19 protein-coding genes are annotated in these 18746 nt (G+C 34.1%); 18 read left to right on the plus strand and 1 reads right to left on the minus strand.

Going from position 1 to position 18746, the window contains the following annotated elements; translation table 11 throughout:
* Positions 1 to 56 precede the first annotated feature (56 nt).
* The 17 genes from PND65_RS05830 (at position 57) to PND65_RS05910 (ending at position 16290) form a co-directional block, all read left to right on the plus strand.
* A complete protein-coding gene (locus PND65_RS05830) occupies positions 57 to 1235 on the plus strand; it encodes an AI-2E family transporter (RefSeq protein ID WP_015535243.1) in 1179 nt (392 codons plus the stop codon).
* Positions 1236 to 1249: 14 nt separating this feature from the next.
* Entirely contained in the window at positions 1250 to 2194 is a 945-nt protein-coding gene (locus tag PND65_RS05835) for a helix-turn-helix transcriptional regulator (protein WP_015535242.1), read from the plus strand.
* A gap of 120 nt (positions 2195 to 2314) precedes the next feature.
* Entirely contained in the window at positions 2315 to 3694 is a 1380-nt protein-coding gene (locus PND65_RS05840; protein ID WP_271990945.1) for a DUF2779 domain-containing protein, read from the plus strand.
* Entirely contained in the window at positions 3687 to 4655 is a 969-nt protein-coding gene (locus tag PND65_RS05845) for a hypothetical protein (protein WP_271990946.1), read from the plus strand. The genes PND65_RS05840 and PND65_RS05845 overlap by 8 nt, the downstream gene beginning before the upstream one ends.
* Positions 4656 to 4827: 172 nt before the next feature.
* Entirely contained in the window at positions 4828 to 4956 is a 129-nt protein-coding gene (locus PND65_RS05850; protein ID WP_271990948.1) for a hypothetical protein, read from the plus strand.
* A complete protein-coding gene (locus PND65_RS05855; RefSeq protein WP_271990950.1) occupies positions 4953 to 5927 on the plus strand; it encodes a Gfo/Idh/MocA family protein in 975 nt (324 codons plus the stop codon). The genes PND65_RS05850 and PND65_RS05855 overlap by 4 nt, the downstream gene beginning before the upstream one ends.
* A gap of 64 nt (positions 5928 to 5991) precedes the next feature.
* Positions 5992 to 6834: a sulfide/dihydroorotate dehydrogenase-like FAD/NAD-binding protein gene (locus PND65_RS05860; RefSeq protein WP_022356049.1), complete on the plus strand. Its 843-nt coding sequence runs from the start codon at positions 5992 to 5994 to the stop codon at positions 6832 to 6834.
* Positions 6834 to 8213 carry an NADPH-dependent glutamate synthase gene (gene gltA / locus PND65_RS05865; protein WP_022356050.1) on the plus strand — a complete coding sequence of 460 codons (1380 nt, stop codon included), beginning with the start codon at positions 6834 to 6836 and terminating at the stop codon, positions 8211 to 8213. The genes PND65_RS05860 and gltA overlap by 1 nt, the downstream gene beginning before the upstream one ends.
* Positions 8214 to 8526: 313 nt before the next feature.
* Entirely contained in the window at positions 8527 to 9087 is a 561-nt protein-coding gene (gene efp, locus PND65_RS05870) for an elongation factor P (protein ID WP_022356051.1), read from the plus strand.
* 129 nt (positions 9088 to 9216) lie between these two features.
* Positions 9217 to 10116: a hypothetical protein gene (locus tag PND65_RS05875; RefSeq protein WP_087158303.1), complete on the plus strand. Its 900-nt coding sequence runs from the start codon at positions 9217 to 9219 to the stop codon at positions 10114 to 10116.
* Position 10117: 1 nt separating this feature from the next.
* Positions 10118 to 10774 carry a (d)CMP kinase gene (cmk, locus tag PND65_RS05880; RefSeq protein WP_271990952.1) on the plus strand — a complete coding sequence of 219 codons (657 nt, stop codon included), beginning with the start codon at positions 10118 to 10120 and terminating at the stop codon, positions 10772 to 10774.
* Positions 10775 to 10789: 15 nt separating this feature from the next.
* Entirely contained in the window at positions 10790 to 12097 is a 1308-nt protein-coding gene (der, locus tag PND65_RS05885; protein ID WP_022356054.1) for a ribosome biogenesis GTPase Der, read from the plus strand.
* Between the two features lie 12 nt (positions 12098 to 12109).
* On the plus strand, positions 12110 to 13105 hold the full coding sequence (locus PND65_RS05890) for an NAD(P)H-dependent glycerol-3-phosphate dehydrogenase (protein ID WP_015535232.1): 996 nt from the start codon (positions 12110 to 12112) through the stop codon (positions 13103 to 13105).
* Position 13106: 1 nt separating this feature from the next.
* Positions 13107 to 13397, plus strand: a complete 291-nt coding sequence (locus PND65_RS05895) for an HU family DNA-binding protein (protein ID WP_271990953.1) — start codon at positions 13107 to 13109, stop codon at positions 13395 to 13397.
* Positions 13398 to 13489: 92 nt separating this feature from the next.
* On the plus strand, positions 13490 to 14137 hold the full coding sequence (locus tag PND65_RS05900) for a Cif family virulence factor (RefSeq protein WP_271990955.1): 648 nt from the start codon (positions 13490 to 13492) through the stop codon (positions 14135 to 14137).
* Between the two features lie 34 nt (positions 14138 to 14171).
* A complete protein-coding gene (gene msrA / locus PND65_RS05905; RefSeq protein WP_271990957.1) occupies positions 14172 to 15224 on the plus strand; it encodes a peptide-methionine (S)-S-oxide reductase MsrA in 1053 nt (350 codons plus the stop codon).
* Between the two features lie 163 nt (positions 15225 to 15387).
* Positions 15388 to 16290, plus strand: a complete 903-nt coding sequence (locus PND65_RS05910; RefSeq protein WP_271990959.1) for an HAD domain-containing protein — start codon at positions 15388 to 15390, stop codon at positions 16288 to 16290.
* Between the two features lie 195 nt (positions 16291 to 16485).
* On the opposite strand, the gene PND65_RS05915 is transcribed toward PND65_RS05910, so the two are convergent.
* Positions 16486 to 16992: a GNAT family N-acetyltransferase gene (locus PND65_RS05915; protein ID WP_271990961.1), complete on the minus strand. Its 507-nt coding sequence runs from the start codon at positions 16990 to 16992 to the stop codon at positions 16486 to 16488.
* A gap of 1020 nt (positions 16993 to 18012) precedes the next feature.
* On the opposite strand from PND65_RS05915, the gene PND65_RS05920 reads away from it, so the two are divergent.
* Positions 18013 to 18162: a hypothetical protein gene (locus PND65_RS05920; RefSeq protein ID WP_271990963.1), complete on the plus strand. Its 150-nt coding sequence runs from the start codon at positions 18013 to 18015 to the stop codon at positions 18160 to 18162.
* Positions 18163 to 18746 lie beyond the last annotated feature (584 nt).

Genomic DNA, 18746 nt, shown 5'->3' on the forward strand with positions numbered 1-18746 from the left:
TATTGTTTCTGACTAGTTAATAGAGTAAAATAAAACATATATAAGTGGGTGATCAAATGTTTAGAGTTCCAAGACAATATAAGGATAAAGAAGTATTATATCGAAGAGTGATTTTATTTGCCGTGGTTCTGTTAATGGTTGTTTTATATTTTGAAAAAATTTTGCAGGTTTTATTATATATTTTATCAATTTGTATGCCATTTTTATTTGGTGGTGGACTTGCCTTTGTATTTAATATCATTGCAAATAATTTAATGCGTGCCGGAAATATCTTATTTAAGATTGAAGAGCGTAAAATTTATCGTGTCATCGCAAATATTCTATCCATTGTGATTGTTTTAGCTTTGTTTTTAGGCTTTGTTTTTTTGCTGGTTCCTCAGATTTTTGCTTCCTTGGAAACAATCATCAATAATCTTCCTGAAACTTTAAACTCTTTCTATCATTGGGCATATCGTACTTCCAGTTCGATTCCTTCTTTACATAATTGGATTCAGGGGTTAGATTTAAACGTCTTAGATTTTGATAATTTATCAAACTGGTTCAATGATTTTATCAACTGGATTTTTTCTGGTGGAGCAAACAATATTTTTGGCTCTGTGTACCAAGTTATCTCTACGACATTTTCAATTGTACTTTCAACCTTTGTTGCCTTGATGTTCTCTATTATTGTTTTATTCAATAAAAGTACGGTTGTTAAAGAATCCAAAGGTTTGTTAAGAGCGTATATGCCAGATGATATTTATGAAAAAACATTGCATGTACTACGTTTAATTGCCCGCACTTTTACACAGTATATAGGTGGGACATGTACCGAGTGCATCATTTTAGGAACTTTGGTAACAGTTGGTGCAACGCTATTGAATATACCTTATGCTACTCTAGTAGGAATCATTGTTGGTGTTGGGGCTCTTGTTCCAATGTTTGGTGCTTTGATTGCAGCTATTATTGGAGCTTTATTTGTAGCTACAGAATCGGTGCAGTCAGCTGTTTATTTTATGATCATGTTTATTTGTATCCAACAGGTAGAAGGAAACTTTATCTATCCAAATGTAGTTGGACGTTCTGTTGGCTTTCCTCCAATGTATGTAATCGTGGCAGTAACAGTAGGAGCAAGTTTAGGTGGTATCTTAGGAATTATAATTTCTATTCCTGTCTGTTCATGTATTTATCAACTAGTCAAAGAAGATGTTGTCATGCGTTTGAAAGTTAAGAAACATTCTACGACTAGTAGTTGAGGGTAGGAAGATTTATGAATCGTAGTGCAATATGCATCAAGATGTTGATGTTACTAAAGGCAAGAGGGAAGATGAATACATTAGAACTTGCCAAAGAGTTAGAAACAAATCCTAGAAATATACGAGAGTTTAAAAAAGAGTTGGTTACTGCGGGTTATAATATACAAGAAGTAAAAGGAAGATATGGTGGATATTATTTAGATGAAGATTGTTTGTTTCCATCCTTGAAATTAACAAAAGATGAAATTGACGCCTTAAATGAATCAAGAGGAATCGTTGATTCTCATCCTGAATTTGTAGGGCGTGATTTTTTTCATAGCGGTTTAGATAAAGTCTTATGTGCAGATAAAGATACTAAATCTATGATGCACTATTATGTAAATCAGACTGGTTTGGCACTTTCTTTGCAAGAATATAACATGGTTCAAACGGTACAGTTGGCAATGGACAGGAAGCAAAGCGTAGAAATCTCTTATCAGACTTTATCACAAAAAGATGTTTCAACATTTTTGTTGGATCCGTATGAAATCATTCATTATAAAAATGCGTATTATGTGATTGGATTTAGTCATAAACGAAATGAATATCGCACCTATCGTTTTTCTATTCAACGCATGAAACAATGTAAATTGACGGATAAACGATTTTTACGCGATTCTTCCTTTAATGTTGCGTCTTTTATAGGAAAAGAATCATTGATAAAGGCAAGTTTTATTCGTTTTGAGATCTTGGTCAAGACGGAATTTATTCGTATGTTTAAAGAGCAGTACTGGGGCTTGGATTTTAAAGAAATCAAGAAGAATGATGGGATTCTTTGCACATTTATGGCTGAAGATCCTAATAAAATCTATCAGCAACTTTTCTTGTTTCAAGATAAGGCAAAGCTTGTTGCTCCCTTAGATAATAAAAATGAATACTGTAGGATGGTAAAAGATATTTTGCATATGTATCAAGAGTAAGATAAAATAAGTAAGGTGAAAAGAATGATACATGTAAGTGATTTGCTCAATTATAAACGTTGTCCCAAATACTGTTGGAATAACGTTCATAGAAAACATCCCTTTGAAGGCTTTTACCATATGGAAAAACCTTTTAGTGATTACTGGAAAGAATATTTAAATATACAAAATGCTCCTTGTGGTCAGGTTGGTGATACCAATGAAGATACTTTAAATCTATTAAAAAATAGTGATGTAGTATGTTCAGTTCGTTTTGAGTATAGAAATTGTCGTACCCGGATTCCTGTTTTGATGAAAATGGAAGATGGGTATAAAGCTATATATCCACATTTAAGTGCTTATCCCAAAGAATCCGAAGCGCAATTGATGAAAATAAATATACAGATTGCCCAAAGTGCTGGTGTGCATATTACAAGTAATGAAATCATCTATTTGAACAAAGAGTACATTCGAAAAGATTATTTAGATTTAAACGAATTCTTATTACGCAATGATCATTTATTTAATCGGCGTAATAAACCATCTAAAACAATTGATGAGTGTATGGAACAATATGATTTTGATTTAGATGAATGGATCGATACAGTTCAAACATTGTTAGATAGTCCAGAGTTTACATTGGATCGTTCCAAAAAGTGTACAACAGGAAGAAGATGTTCTTATTACGATGATTGTTTTGATGAATCCAAACTCCCAGACGATTCTATCTTATTTTTGACGACATCTTCACATAAGCTACAAGCCTATGCCAATGGAATTCGACGTATATCGGATCTAGAGCCGGAAGATATCGAAGGATTTAAGTTGCAATATGCACAATACATGGCAAGTAAACATGGCATATTTTATGATAAAGCGGCTTTAAGAATTTGGACATCCATGATTCAATATCCAATTTCATATCTTGATTTTGAATGGGATACCTTTGCAATTCCACCATATGAGAATATGAAAGCATTTGACGTTCTTTGTTTTCAATATAGCCTGCATATTGAAGATTTGAATCATAATTTGAGTCATCATGATTTTTTTGATACAGCCGATTGTCGTGAAAAGTTTATTCTTTCTTTATTAGAAACTATTCCTAAAAAGGGTAGTATACTTGTTTATAACATGGAAGGTGCGGAAAAACTTCGCTTAAAACAACTTGGCGAACAGTTTCCCAAATATAAGGAACAACTTGATCAAATATGTGATCGTATGATTGATTTATCTAAACCGTTTGAATGTGGATTGTTTTATGATAATCGTATGCGGGGACATTATTCTTTAAAGAAAGTGTTACCGGTTTTTACTGATGAATACTCATATCATCAATTATCCATTCAAAATGGATTAAATGCAGTGTTTACTTACAGAACTTTCGATTCAGCTTTACCGGAACAAAAACAAGTGATTCGACAGGAATTGTCAAACTACTGCAAGATGGATACTTTTGCGGAATATGTTATATTTCATGGTCTAGAAAAATATCTTAAGGAGGATGATGTAAATGCCTAATATTATCACACATATATTATTTACCGATGATGTATATGAAAAATTGGATGATCCTAAATATGATTTTCTAGAATCTAGGCTTCAATTGATGGAAGTTGGAGGAAATGGACCGGATTTTTTGTTTTTCCATAATTTGAATCCAACCTCATTTATGAAAAAAACACCTTTAAGAAAAATTGGAAATGAAGTCCATTCGCACTCCATTAATGATTTTTATGCAAGCGCTGTTGCCTCCATACAAAAAGAAAAAGATCCAGAAATTCGTCAAGATATGATGACATATACTTGTGGTCACCTTTGCCACTGGGCATTGGATAGTATCGCACATCCATATGTGTTTTATCGAACGGGTCGTTGTACAGGAAAGAGCAGCTGGTGGCATCATCGTTTTGAATCGTTGATCGATGCGATCATGTTAAAGGTGAAAAACGATTGTACGATCTCAGATTTTAAAGCTTATGAAACATGTGAAGTAAGTCTGGAACAAGCACGTGCCATCGCAAGAATCTATGTTCCTGCGATTCGAAATGTATATAAAGTAGATGTACTTCCACACCAGATCTTAGAAAGTTTAAATGACTGGTGTTTTGTCGAAAAGTTATTCTATGATAAAACGGGAACAAAATTTAAGATCTCACATTCTTTTGAAAAGGTGTTGCGCACAGAAAGTATGATATCTGGCTTTTTTGTTCCAGATGAACCAGAAGATCCATTTGATACGATCAATCTTTTACACAAAGAATGGGTGCATCCTTGTGATGATACGATCAAGAGCACAGAGAGTTTCTTTGATTTATATGATCGCGCCATGCTTCGTGCCGTTGAAGCCATTCAATTGTTCTATGAGGCATGCCAGGATCCAGATACATTACAACTATTCTTAGATTATCTAGGTGATAGAAGTTATGATACTGGTTTATCTGAATCAAAGGAAATGAAATTTTTCGATTTGGTTTATTAAAACGGGAGCTTCAGCTCCTTTTTTTGACTGAGAGTGGTTGTCAAGATCTTTTGACATGCATGTCAAAGACTTTAGATTTTCTCTTTGGTTTGATTAAGTTTTAGCAAAATAGAATAATAAATAATTTTACCTAAGGTTAAAGTCTCAAGGGAAATCAGCAAGATCTAGTATCATGCATCGTGAAATATTCAATGCGATCAAAGAGAAAAATGAAGATCTTGCGTATAAAAAGATGCAGGAACATATAAATGAGATACGTTTAGCTTTGGATATAGAATCGATAAGGAGAGACATTAAATGAAAGAGTTAAACTGGGTTAGTTTAGGATGTGGTGTGATTGCGCATCAGTTGGCACAGGCTATGCAAAAGGATGGAAGAAAGTTATACGGCGTGGCCAATAGAACATATTCAAAAGCTATAGACTTTGCCAAAGAATATGGTATTGAAAAGGTGTATGAAAATATCGATGATGTTTTTGAAGATGAGAATGTAGATGTTATTTATATCTCAACACCACATAATACGCATATAAATTTCTTGAAAAAAGCCTTAGCCAACAAGAAACATGTGTTATGTGAAAAATCAATTACATTGAATATTGATGAATTGGAGATGGCAAAAAAACTTGCTGAAGAAAATGGTGTGATCTTGGCAGAAGCTATGACTTTATATCATATGCCTCTTTATAAAAAGTTATATGATCTAACTCATTCAGGAGTCCTTGGAGAGCTAAAAATGATTCAAATGAATTTTGGAAGTTATAAAGAATATGATATGAAGAATCGTTTTTTCAATCCTAATTTAGCAGGTGGAGCTTTATTGGATATTGGTGTATATGCATTGTCATTTGTTCGTTGGTTCATGTCTGAAAAACCAGATCAGATCCTTTCGCAAGTCCGTCTTGCCCCTAGTAAAGTAGATGAACAGGCTGGTATCTTGTTGATGAACTCAAAACAGGAAATGGCTACGATTGCCTTGACTTTACATGCTAAACAACCAAAGCGAGGCATGATTGCCTATGATAAAGGGTATATTGAGATTTATGAATATCCTAGAGCTTGTAAAGCTGTCATAACGTATACAGAAGACAATCATCAAGAAATGATTGAATGTGGAGATACTAAAGATGCTCTATATTACGAAATTACAGATATGGAACAGACAATTTTGACAAATGAAAATGTCATGCATCTAGATTTTACATATGATGTCATGGACATGATGAGTCAAATTCGTGAAAGCTGGGGATTGAAGTACTCGGAGGAAATGTAAAAATTTTCATAAATTTAAAAAATTTTCAACATCTGTGATACAATAGACAAGGGTAGGTGAAAATATGTATACAATTTTAAAAAAGGAAGTTTTAAACCCTACAGTTACGCGTATGGTTATTGATGCGCCATTTGTCGCAAAACGTGCCAAGGCTGGTCAATTTATCATTTTGCGTGTAAATGAAGAGGGAGAGCGTATCCCTTTGACGATTGCTGATTCCGATTCTGAAAAAGGAACTGTTTCAATTATTTTCCAAATTGTAGGGAAAACAACTATGCTGTTAAATACACTTGAAGAGGGCGATAGCTTACATGATTTTGTAGGTCCACTTGGAAAGCCTAGTGAAATTGATGGTAATGAAAAAGTATGTATCATCGGTGGTGGTGTTGGATGTGCCATTGCTTATCCAACTGCAAAAGCTTTCCATGAAGCTGGTTCAGATGTAACAACCATCGTTGGTTTTAGAAACAAAGATCTTGTGATCTTAGAAGATGAATTTAAAGAATGCAGCGATGCATATTATTTGATGAGTGATGATGGTAGTGTTGGTCAAAAAGGTGTTGTTACTTTAAAACTGGAAGAATTAATTCAATCTGGTGAAAAATTTGATAAAGTGATTGCGATTGGACCTATCATCATGATGAAGTTTGTTTGTGAACTAACAAAAAAATACAACATCCCAACAGTTGTTTCTATGAATCCTATTATGATCGATGGAACAGGTATGTGTGGAGGATGTCGTTTACGTGTTGGCGATGAAATTAAATTTGCATGCGTAGATGGACCGGATTTTGATGGACATCTTGTAGACTTTGATGAAGCAATGTCTAGAAATCGTGCTTACATGGATTTTGAAAAACATGAAAGAGAAGAAACATGCAATCTATTGAATAAGGAGGTAGCTTAATGCCGAATATGTCATTAGAAAAAATCGCCATGCCGGTTCAACCAGCTGACGAAAGAATCAAAAACTTTGAAGAAGTCGCTACAGGATATACTGCTGAAATGGCAATGGAAGAGGCAACAAGATGTTTGCATTGTAAACATAAACCTTGTGTCAATGGTTGTCCTGTAAATGTAAATATTCCAGATTTTATTGAAAAAGTAAAAGATGGAGAATTTGAGGAGGCTTATCGAATTATCTCTTTGACTTCAAGTCTTCCTGCCGTTTGCGGACGTGTATGCCCGCAGGAAAATCAGTGTGAAAAATATTGTGTTCGTGGAATCAAGGGTGAAAGTGTTGCAATTGGACGTCTTGAACGTTTTGTTGCGGATTATCATAGAGAAAATAACGATGCACCTTTGACAAAGCCAGAATCCAACCATCATAAAGTTGCTATTGTCGGCGCTGGACCTGCTGGTCTTACTTGTGCAGGTGATTTAGCAAAACAAGGATATGAAGTAACGATCTTTGAAGCTTTGCATGTTGCCGGTGGTGTATTGATGTATGGTATTCCTGAATTCAGACTTCCTAAGGAAATCGTTCAAAAAGAAATATCACATTTAAAAGAACTTGGTGTTGAAATTGTTACTAACTTTGTCGTGGGACGAAGTGACTCCATTGATTCTTTGATTGAATCAGGCTATGAAGCAATTTTCATTGGTTCTGGTGCCGGATTACCTAATTTTATGAACCTTGAAGGCGAAAACTTAAAAGGTGTATATTCTGCCAATGAATTCTTAACCCGAATCAATTTAATGAAAGCTTATAAAGAAGGTAGTGCTACTCCAGTACAACACCCTAAAAAATGCGTTGTTGTAGGGGGAGGAAATGTTGCGATGGATGCAGCAAGATGCGCAAGACGTCTAGGTAGTGAAGTCCATATTGTATACCGTAGAAGTATGGAAGAATTACCAGCTCGTAAAGAAGAAGTTGAACATGCTCAAGAAGAAGGCATTATCTTTGATTTACTATGTAATCCTGTCAAAGTTCTTGGGGATGAAAATGGTTGGGTCAATGGTATTGAATGCGTGCGTATGGAACTGGGTGAACCAGATGAAAGCGGACGCAGAAGACCTGTCGAAATCAAAGATTCGAATTTTACGATCGATATCGACTGCATGATCATGGCAATTGGAACAAGTCCAAATCCATTGATTCGTCATACAACTGAAGGCTTGGAAGTGAACCGCAAGGGATGTTTTATTGTCGATGACAAAAACATGACAAGTCGTGCCGGTATTTATGCCGGTGGGGATGCGGTAACGGGAGCTGCAACAGTTATTCAGGCTATGGGAGCTGGTAAAAAAGCTGCAAGCTCTATTCATGAATATTTATCAAAATGAAATGTTTCAAAAAAATCATGAAAGTGTTTACATTTTCCTAAAAACGTTGTATTATTAAGTCGGATAAATTTGGAATCAGGCTCAATTCCAATATTTCATGTACCACCATCCTTCCTTTTGGTATATGAAAAGATTTATTCATATCGATTCCTTTTGATACTGGTAAAAAGCACATTATTGTGCTTTTTACCTTTTTTATGGTCTTTTATATTTTTTTGGTTTGTCAAACATGCTTTATATAAAGGCTTTTTATTGACAAACGTGCCTTTTTTATTAAAATGAATAAGGTATGTAAAAAAGGAGACTGAAAATTATGATTAGTTCGAATGATTTGAAACCTGGATTAACAATACAGGTCGATGGAGATATCTATGTTGTATTAGATGCTTCACAGAATAAAACAGCTCGCAGCGCTATGGTCGTTAAGGCAAAAGTTCGTAATCTTCGTACTGGTAGTAACGTTGAATTATCATGGGGTGGAGGAGAAAAAATTGAACCAGCTTTGATTGAAAAACGTGAAATGCAGTACTTATACGATACAGATGATTCTTTAGTATTTATGGATAATGAAACTTATGAACAAATTGAAATTCCTGCGGATCGTCTAGAATGGGAAAGAAAATTCATTAAAGCCAATGATAATGTTAATATCTCAAGCTTTGAAGGTGAAATTCTTGGTGTAATTCTTCCTGATAAGGCAACTTTACAGGTGGTTGAATGTGAACCGGCTGTAAAAGGAGATACAGCTACCAGTGCTAGCAAGAATGCAGTTTTAGAAACTGGTTTAGAAGTTAAGGTACCATTATTCATTGGACAGGACGAAATGATCGTTGTAAATACAAGTGACGGGAAATATTCTGGACGTGCAAAATAGTTTCATTAAAGAGGGCATTTGTATCTAATTATACAAATGCTTTTTTTCACTACAATATAATGTACGAAAGTTAGAAAATATAGTATTTTTTTAGTATAATATATTAGAATATTTATTAGGAGGTCTATTATGGCTCAATTATCAAGAACAAAAAAATATCAAGATTTACGTGATAAGCTAGAAGAAGAAACAACAGAGGCTCAAGTGCAGACATCACCTTCTCGTCTATCAAGAGTACAGGCCAGCAAATTGTCACATGCGAACCAGCCTTTATATCCTCATGAAGAAATTAATGCTAAACCAATCTCAAAAGAATTACCTAAATCTCCAGTCATGGATGATCTTTTAGATGAAGTAAAACAATATAATGTTGAAAATGGATATCGTTATACTGATGATACACAAATCAACATCTTGAAGCAGCTGGATGGAAAAGAAACACGCAGACGTAATGCACATTTTATTCCAATGGAAGATGATGAAGATGAATTAGGTTCAACAATGCAAATGCCTAAACCTACTTCAGAAGAAGTCAATGGTGTTGCCACATACATGCCAAATCAAAAATTAACTCGTATCAATCCAGTTCGAGTTGAAAAGAAAGAACCAGTAAAACAGCCTGTTGAAGAACCTAAAGAAGCTGTAAAACCAAAATCAGAACGCATCGTACTAGGAAACGCTGACATTCGTGCTGATGATCCAGTGGAAGAAAGTGATAAGCTAACGTTTTTTGATCAGAATACAGATGAGTTTGATCGTACTTTAGAAAATAGAGTAGAAGCAACCTCAAAGAAAAAACCAAAGAAGGTTAAAAAGACAAAGAAGAAAGCTGCAAAAGTTCGTACAAATACCCAGGATGCTCCAAGTGCAAAAATGAGGATGCGTGCTGGTGATATCGATAATATTCCTGCGCAGAAAAAGACAAAAAAATCAGGAACAATCTTAAATGTCATTCTTGTTATTTTGATCTTGTTATTGATTGCATCTATTGGTGTAACAATTTACTTCATTTGGCAGATGGGACTATAAAATGGCGAAGATCAATATAGCAATTGATGGGCCCAGTGGAGTCGGTAAGAGCACAATAGCCGATATTGTGGCAAATAAACTTAATTATGTTCATCTTGATACAGGGGCAATGTATCGTTGTGTTGCCTACTATGTTTTAAAAAATGAGATTGATTATTCAAACGAAGAAGTTTTAGAAAAAGCATTAAGTGATCTAAAGATTTCTTTTCAAAATGATCACGTATATCTAAATGGTGAAGATGTCACAAAAGAAATTCGCACAAATGATATTTCCATGATGGCTTCCAAAACAAGCGCTGTACCAATGGTGCGACAAAAATTGGTCGATCTTCAAAAAGAAATTGCCAAATCCAAGGGGTATATCTTAGATGGACGCGATATATGTACAGTTGTCTTGCCAGATGCAGAAGTAAAAATCTTTATGAATGCAGATGCCAAGGCTCGTGCACAGCGTAGATATGATGAATATATCAATAAGGGTATTGATGCGGATTATGAAACAATATATCAAGATATCATAGCTCGTGATTATCAAGATTCGCATCGAAAAATTTCTCCTTTAAAAAAAGCAGATGATGCGATTGAAATTGACACATCGCATTTGACGATCGACGAAGTTGTTGATGTTGTATTAAACATAATCAATAAAGAAATTTAGAAAGGACGGTGTTGTATGATTCGAGGAACCGTAGCTATAGTAGGTAGACCGAATGTAGGAAAATCTACGATATTCAATCGACTGATAGGTGAAAGAAAGAGTATTGTAGATGATACACCTGGTGTTACAAGAGATCGTATCTATGGAACGGTGGAATGGCTTACACAGTCTTTTCATATTATTGATACAGGCGGTATTCAAATTGAAGATCAGCCTTTTTCCGAAGAAATCAATATGCAGGTAGATATTGCAATTGAAGAAGCTGATGTCATTATCTTTATCACTTCTGCCAAAGAAGGAGTTATGACTGATGATATGGCAATCGCTCGTAAACTTCAAAAGTCCAATAAACCAGTTGTGCTTGCGGTAAACAAAGCTGATAATCAGGAATTACAGATGGCAGTATATGAATTCTATTCTTTAGGTTTAGGAGATCCTATGACTATTTCTGGCGCTCATGGAATTGGTTTGGGCGATTTGTTGGATAAAGTTATTGAATTAATGCCTAAAAAAGAATTAAAGCCTTATGAAGGAATCACTTCTTTTTGTGTCATTGGTCGACCAAATGTTGGGAAAAGTTCTTTGGTTAATGCGATCTTAAAAGAGGATCGAGTTATTGTATCCAATATTGAGGGAACAACACGAGATGCGATCGATACGCCTTTTAAAGTTGATGACAAAGAATATATGATCATTGATACGGCCGGAATTCGAAAACGAGGAAAGATTTATGAGAATATTGAAAAATATTCAATTCTTCGCGCAATGAACGCCATAGAAAGAAGTAATGTTGTTCTATTTGTTATTGATGGTGAATTAGGTATTCGTGAGCAAGATAAACATGTTGCCGGTTTGGCACATGAAGCTGGTAAAGGCGTAATCATTGTTTACAACAAATGGGATACGGTTGATAAAGATGAAAAGACTATGAATGCAATTGAGAAAGAAATTCGCGCTCAATTTGTATACCTTGATTATGCGCCAATTGCCTTTACAAGTGCATTGACTCACAGCAAGGTCAATAAGCTGATTCCTTTGATCGATGAAGTACATGATTCTTGCTGCATGCGCATTATGACCAATGTATTGAACGATGTAATCTTGGATGCACAGATGATGAATCCGCCAAAACCTCATCTCGGTAAGCAGTTAAAGATTTATTATGCAAGTCAAGTAAGTGTTGAACCGCCTACGATCGTATTGTTTGTCAATGATCCAGAACTCTTGCATTTTAGTTATTCAAGATATATAGAAAATAAATTAAGAGAAGCTTTTGGCTTTGTAGGAACTCCGATTCGTATCATTGCCCGAAAGAAATCTTAGGAGGCGTTTAAGATGAAAACAGTTGTGATAGGTAGCGGTAGCTGGGGAACAGCTCTTGCACAAGTTTTAGCCGATAACAAAGAGGAAGTCATCATTTACGGTATTGAGAAAAGCGAAATTGACGACATCAACCTGAATCATGAAAACTCTAAATATTTTGAAGGAGTGGAATTAAATCCAAACTTAAAGGCAACCGATGATATCACGGTTGTAAAAGATGCGGATATAGTTTTATTGGCTGTACCTACATTTGCGATTGAAGGTATTTGTCTTCAGATTGATCCTTACTTAAAGAACAATATAATCGTAGTTAATGTATCAAAAGGATTTCATCCAGAAACCAGTGAAAGAATGAGTGAAGTAATTCGTCGCTGCATCTCAAAAGAACATTTAAGTTCTGTTGTTTCTCTAATTGGACCAAGTCATGCCGAAGAGGTTGTGATACGTTTATTAACGACGATCGATGCGGTTAGTTTGAAAGAAGAGGATGCACAAGTGATTCAGCGTACTTTCTCTAATAATTATCTTCGTATTTATACAGGAGATGATGAAATTGGTAGCGAGCTTGGCGTTGCAATCAAAAATGTCATGGCTATTGCGTCTGGTATTTTAAGTGGTTTAGGATATCAGGACAATACACGAGCAGCCTTGATCACGCGAGGCTTGCAGGAAATGATTCGCTATGGTGTTTTCTTTGGTGGTAAACAACAAACTTTTATGGGCCTAACGGGAATAGGAGATTTGATTGTTACTTGCACAAGTATTCATTCTCGTAACTTTGAAGCTGGATATCAGATTGGTAAAGAAAACGATGTTACAAATTTCTTAAAGTACAACAAGAAAACGGTTGAAGGTGTAAGGACCGCTAAGATCGTTCATAAGGTCGCCAAGGAAAACAATATTGACATGCCAATTTGTGAAGAAGTATATCAGATTTTATTTGAAGGAAAAGAACCTAAAACTTGTGCAAATGACTTAATGCTTCGTGAATTAAAGAAGGAGTTTTAGTATGGCTAAATTTGTAAACAGAGAATCTTTGGCTCAAGTTCTTTGTGATAATTTAAATATCTCTAAGAAAGATGCCAGCTATGCAATTGAGCTTATATTTAATGAGATGTCAGAATCTTTGGCAAGCGAAGGTTATGTTGATATCAGCGGTTTTGGAAAATTTGAAATCTTCTTTCGAAAAGAGCGTATGGGGATCAATCCCGTAACAAAAGAAAGAATCATGATTCCAGCAACTAAGTTGCCAAAATTTAGACCGAGTCAAACGCTAAAAAATAAGTGTAATAATCGTTAATGAGAATATCTTCGGATATTCTTTTTTATTTTCTTTAGCTTTATAAGTGAATGTGTTATAAATAAAGTAAAGAAAGGACATAGGTATTTATTATGAAAAAAATTTTAAGACTCGTAATGGTTCTGTTTGTTTCCATAGGGCTTTGTGCTTGTTCGAATGCAGATGAAGAACCACAAGTAAGAGAGGTGATTGACAACTACTTTACGAGTATCCAGTCTGGAGATTATCAAACTGCAATGTCTTATTATACTGCGGATGTTGAAGATGGTTTTGGTATCAAAGATTTGGATGAAGTTGTAGAGCAGGAACTTACGGCTGCTGCCTTAGGTGAAGACTTTGATAATGCAGCGAAGGATTGGTTAAAGTACACGATTCAAAACACGTTTGACAGCTATAATATTGATGAAGTGACATTTGATTCGGATACAGCTACAGTTATTGTTTCCGGTAAAGGTTTGGATTTTGAACAGTTTAATTCGAGTGAATTCCAAGACAGCTTGACAACTGTGACAAATGATTATGTCAATGAACACATGAATGAGATGCAAGATCTTTATCTATCTCAAGGAGAAGAAGCAGCTACCAATCAGTTGATCAGCGATCTATCCAACTTTGTCTTTGGTGAGATGAAAACATATGTAGATAATATTGAAAGCAAGGACTATAAGACTCGATTTACATTGGTTAAGGAAGATACAGATTGGAAGATAAGTAATATTGAGCATACGATGAGTTCATAAGGAAGAAATATTTCTTCCTTTTTTGGAGGGTAAAATGAAGACGATTTATTTAGCTGGAGGATGTTTTTGGGGTGTTCAAAAGTATTTTGATCTTATTCCTGGAGTGATTTCAACCACAGTAGGATATGCCAATGGGCATATTAAAAATCCTGTATATGAGGATGTTCGTTCGCAAAAAAGCGGTCATGTTGAAACGCTCAAGGTTGACTATGATGAAAATATAATATTGTTATCACAACTTTTAGATGCTTATTTTGAAATCATCGATCCATTTTCTTTAAACAGACAAGGAAATGATATAGGTTCTTCTTATCGTACAGGAATTTATTATACCGATAAAAACGATGTACGTATCATTCAAGAAACTTTTCGTCTTCAACAAGCTAAATCTGCTCAAAAAATTGTGGTTGAAGTATGTCCGTTAGATAGTTTTTATCCAGCAGAAGAATATCATCAAAAGTATCTTGAAAAGGATCCGGATGGATATTGTCATATCCCCAAGATTAAATATGAACAAATTCATATTCAAGAGATGAGTTCATACGACAAAATGTGTCGAAAAGAACTTTTTGATCCTTCAGATGCCTATTTAAGAAGTTTACGTAAGAACACGAATCGTATATTAAACGAACTCAATCATACAGATAATTCTTTAAAGGAAAAACGATATGAACTCTTTAAAGAATTGTTTGGTCGTGTGGGCAAGAATTTAAATATCAAATCGAATTTTCATTGTGATAATGGATATAATATATATTTTAAAGATGATGTCTTTGTCAATGTTGAATGCGTATTTTGTGATGTAGGTAGAATTTATATTGGCAATAATGTATTGATCGGACCGCAGGTTGGAATCTATGCCGTAAATCATCCACTGGATTTGGAGTTAAGAAGACAAGGTTTAGAATATGGTGACGATGTCATCATTAAAGATAATGTATGGATCGGAGGCCATGTGACGATCAATCCAGGTATTACTTTAGAAGAAAATGTAATTGTTGCATCTGGATCTGTCGTTACAAAATCCTTTGAATCGAATGTTATGATTGGTGGCAATCCAGCAAGAATTATCAAGCACCTTAAATAAGATGATGAATTATGTTATAATCATATCGGTGATGTAAATGGTAAAAAAAGGAATGATCCTTCTTGTTTGTTTATTAATCGTAACCAGCATGGTTATTGGAACGATTTCGACATTTTTGTAATAAAAAAAGACTGGTTGATCAGTCTTTTTTAGAAAGGCTAAGATGAATAAGGGAAAATACATCTTTTTGGATGTAGACGGTGTATTAAATCATCATGAAACGTATAAGAAAAAACATGTGAATTCTTTATATCCAGATTTAGATTCTGAATGCCTCGCTCTTTTTAGCAAGCTTGTGCATTCAATCGATTATGTGCATATTGTACTTAGTTCAAGTTGGAGATTGATTGAGTCGGATATGGACCGCCTAGAGGCAGCTTTTAAGGAATTTGGTATCCCAAAGTGGATCGATATAACTCCATATTTGGAATATGAACAAGGTAAGACAAGAGGAAAAGAAATCAATCAGTGGTTAAAAGAAAATCGTGTTCGTAAAGATCAAATCATCATATTGGATGACAATACCGATATGGCAGATTTAAAAGATCGTTTGATTCAAACAGATTTTATGAATGGTGGATTTAAAGAAGTTCATTTAAAAAAAGCTTTACATATGTTGAAAGGAAATCATATGACAAAAGAAACAAAAGAAATCTTGGAAGCTCTTGAAGCAGCAAATAACACTCTAGATAACTTATATAAGGCTCTTAATGCACTTGATTCGGCTAAAAGTTGGTCGATTGCAGATATTCTAGGCGGAGGATTTTTAATGACGTATATGAAGCGTTCTAGAGTTAAAGAAGCACAGGTCTATATTGATAACTGCAAGGCTTCTATTGAAAAGTTCGCCAAAGAATTACATGATGTAAACGAAGATATTAATATTTCATTGGACACAGGTGAATTTATTAAATTTGCAGATTACTTTTTTGATGGGATCTTGGTTGATTGGTATGTTCAATCTAATATTACAACAGCTCAAACACAAGTCTCTAACGCGATCAGTCGTGTAGAACATATTAAAGAACTATTATTACACAAATTGAATGGTGCATCTGTACAATAGATGCATCATCATTTTATTAAATTCTATACTAAAAACAAAGGGAGATAGAGGTACATATTGTTGACTCTGACATAATTCAACTTTACGCTTATATTGGATGAAAACAGTACTTTCCAGATATTGAAAAGCGACCAATCATAAAGACTGACCGCTTTGTATAATGCTGGATATGAAATTGTTAAATTAGGATTTATTTTACAACTTGATTTCATATCCAATTTCACGTAAAACATATCCATCGTCAAACACTTCATCATAAACTCCATTAACTTTCGTGAAACCATTTTTTTGATACAATCGAATAGCTGGTTTATTTATATCTACTACAAATAATCGTAAATATTCAGCACCAATTGATTTAGAAATTTCTTTTGCTTTATTGAGCATTTGCTGACCAATTCCTTTTTTAGAATACTCAACATTAACACCCAATCGGTCAATATACATTGCTTTAGCAGATTTTTCACTCCATTCAACATAAGCTTCTCTTGCATTGTTATCACATAAAGCAAAAGCAGATATGATTTCTTCATCATCTGCAATAACATAAAGACGCTTGTTATTTATGTCATCTTCAAAGAACTCGCAAGGATAAATATCGTCCCAAATTTGAATGTTATTTTTATTCATATTTTTTATGATTTCTTTATAAATTATTTTCAGTTGTTTCAAATCTTCTATTCTTGCTAGTCTAAATTCCATCTTATCATCTCCAAAAATTCGATGTTGTTCATTATAATTACACTTCTAAATTCCAATTTATAAGTATAGATTCTTCTAACGAGTATAGGCTAAACCCATACCCATTATAACAAATATAGCTGGTAGAAAATCAATTTGAGAAAAAATTATCGCAAGATAATTTATGTAATCTGGCCATGGAAGAGTCAATTGCAAAATAGGAATTAAACACCATGGTGAAATAAAGATTATATAGATGATTAAGATTGCAACTAGCAGAAAAAATATTTTAAGGTTTGTTTTTTGGATACCTAGAAAATGTACTAGAAACCATCCCAGCAAGAGGGAACACATAGGCAAAATTAACGGTCGGATGGCTAATTGTAAATAACCATATTGATAAGTTAATTGGGCTTGTCGAAACTGTATATACTCCAGATAATCGAAAAGTGGTAAAGCCAGGGTGAAAAGACATGCTAAAATTAAATACATGGAACCCGTGTTGTCAGAACGATTTATGTAACAGTACAGCAGAAAACAACGGACACCGATAAAGAGGATTCCAAAAAAGATACAGCACAAACAAGTACACAGACAAATGTTATGGCTTGGACGGTATTAGGAATAGCTTCTCTAGGCGCTTTGTTAGCTGTATTGTTTAAACGTAAACATTAGTAAAATTGAATCATGATGAAAGGATGCTTATGTGAGCATCCTTTTAACTGGTCAATTCTACTAATTTATACATTATATAATCTGGTGTGCAATTCTCTTAAGAATTTTTATATGTCCGTATTTCGATGGTAAGGGTAGGTATTTCGTGAATCAATGTATTTTCTTAAAAGATATACCTAAAATAGATTTGTTATCGAAATAGAGTACTTTCTAACGTTCTGAGAACGTACTAGTATCAACAAGTATCAAAAAATACACGAAAATACTATTTATATGCTTTTATTGGTTTAAATAAATGTTATTCTTCAACTTAATTGTAAACCAACAGACCCAATTTGGGTCCTTTTTTATACTTTGTTGAATATCATGAAAATAAAAGAACAAATCATTCAGGATATCGAAGATGTAGGTTTTGAAAGACCGGAGATAGAAAACTACTTTAATAAAAAGATTATCAATAAAGGAATTGAAAACAAGACAGTCAAGGAGATAAAAAAAAGATTATTACAGAACTAGCGAAACCGAAAAAACAAACAACAAAAAAGAAGAAACCGACTCAAGAAGAGATGATACAAGCGATTATCTAATAAAATAAAGGCACCCAATAAACGGGTGCTTTTTATATGGAATTGATATAAATACTTTTGTAAAATTCATAAAAGATATGAGTGTTCACTTTAAAGTTGTATAAAATATCCTAAAAAGGGTATATTTTATCTAATTCGTTCACAATAAGTTGTTATGTTCACAATAAAGTTGTAAAACGACAATTTTTAAAAAGTAGACCAATTCCCAAACAACCCCTACTTCGTATAATGTATATTATGTAACTTTTAAAGCATTTGTATTTAGGAGGATCAAATCCTCCTGATTAAGAGATAGAATTATTGAGTTTTAAAACTCTTTTATTTTAAAATTAAATTCCGGTTATCTTTTTAATGATTTGATGATTTGAAAGGATTTAATATCAAATCTATCTAATTAGCATCGAAATGACTGGTTGTTCATTTTAGCACTTATTGTTGAGTATTCCAATGGTTGAGAGCCACTTCGTCCAATAGAGAGAGCCAGCCAATCCATTGGAGTGAGCCATAGAATCC

The organism is Faecalitalea cylindroides (assembly GCF_028321995.1).
In the GTDB taxonomy this organism is placed as follows: Bacteria; Bacillota_I; Bacilli_A; order Erysipelotrichales; family Erysipelotrichaceae; genus Faecalitalea; species Faecalitalea cylindroides.

Excerpts from the sequence above, each read along its gene's own strand:
- PND65_RS05830 (WP_015535243.1), top strand. The coding sequence starts at position 57 with ATGTTTAGAGTTCCAAGACAATATAAGGATAAAGAAGTATTATATCGA.
- PND65_RS05835 (WP_015535242.1), top strand. The coding sequence starts at position 1,250 with ATGAATCGTAGTGCAATATGCATCAAGATGTTGATGTTACTAAAGGCA.
- PND65_RS05840 (WP_271990945.1), top strand. The coding sequence starts at position 2,315 with ATGGAAAAACCTTTTAGTGATTACTGGAAAGAATATTTAAATATACAA.
- PND65_RS05845 (WP_271990946.1), top strand. The coding sequence starts at position 3,687 with ATGCCTAATATTATCACACATATATTATTTACCGATGATGTATATGAA.
- PND65_RS05850 (WP_271990948.1), top strand. The coding sequence starts at position 4,828 with ATGCATCGTGAAATATTCAATGCGATCAAAGAGAAAAATGAAGATCTT.
- PND65_RS05855 (WP_271990950.1), top strand. The coding sequence starts at position 4,953 with ATGAAAGAGTTAAACTGGGTTAGTTTAGGATGTGGTGTGATTGCGCAT.
- PND65_RS05860 (WP_022356049.1), top strand. The coding sequence starts at position 5,992 with ATGTATACAATTTTAAAAAAGGAAGTTTTAAACCCTACAGTTACGCGT.
- gltA (WP_022356050.1), top strand. The coding sequence starts at position 6,834 with ATGCCGAATATGTCATTAGAAAAAATCGCCATGCCGGTTCAACCAGCT.
- efp (WP_022356051.1), top strand. The coding sequence starts at position 8,527 with ATGATTAGTTCGAATGATTTGAAACCTGGATTAACAATACAGGTCGAT.
- PND65_RS05875 (WP_087158303.1), top strand. The coding sequence starts at position 9,217 with ATGGCTCAATTATCAAGAACAAAAAAATATCAAGATTTACGTGATAAG.
- cmk (WP_271990952.1), top strand. The coding sequence starts at position 10,118 with ATGGCGAAGATCAATATAGCAATTGATGGGCCCAGTGGAGTCGGTAAG.
- der (WP_022356054.1), top strand. The coding sequence starts at position 10,790 with ATGATTCGAGGAACCGTAGCTATAGTAGGTAGACCGAATGTAGGAAAA.
- PND65_RS05890 (WP_015535232.1), top strand. The coding sequence starts at position 12,110 with ATGAAAACAGTTGTGATAGGTAGCGGTAGCTGGGGAACAGCTCTTGCA.
- PND65_RS05895 (WP_271990953.1), top strand. The coding sequence starts at position 13,107 with ATGGCTAAATTTGTAAACAGAGAATCTTTGGCTCAAGTTCTTTGTGAT.
- PND65_RS05900 (WP_271990955.1), top strand. The coding sequence starts at position 13,490 with ATGAAAAAAATTTTAAGACTCGTAATGGTTCTGTTTGTTTCCATAGGG.
- msrA (WP_271990957.1), top strand. The coding sequence starts at position 14,172 with ATGAAGACGATTTATTTAGCTGGAGGATGTTTTTGGGGTGTTCAAAAG.
- PND65_RS05910 (WP_271990959.1), top strand. The coding sequence starts at position 15,388 with ATGAATAAGGGAAAATACATCTTTTTGGATGTAGACGGTGTATTAAAT.
- PND65_RS05915 (WP_271990961.1), bottom strand. The coding sequence starts at position 16,992 with ATGGAATTTAGACTAGCAAGAATAGAAGATTTGAAACAACTGAAAATA.
- PND65_RS05920 (WP_271990963.1), top strand. The coding sequence starts at position 18,013 with ATGAAAATAAAAGAACAAATCATTCAGGATATCGAAGATGTAGGTTTT.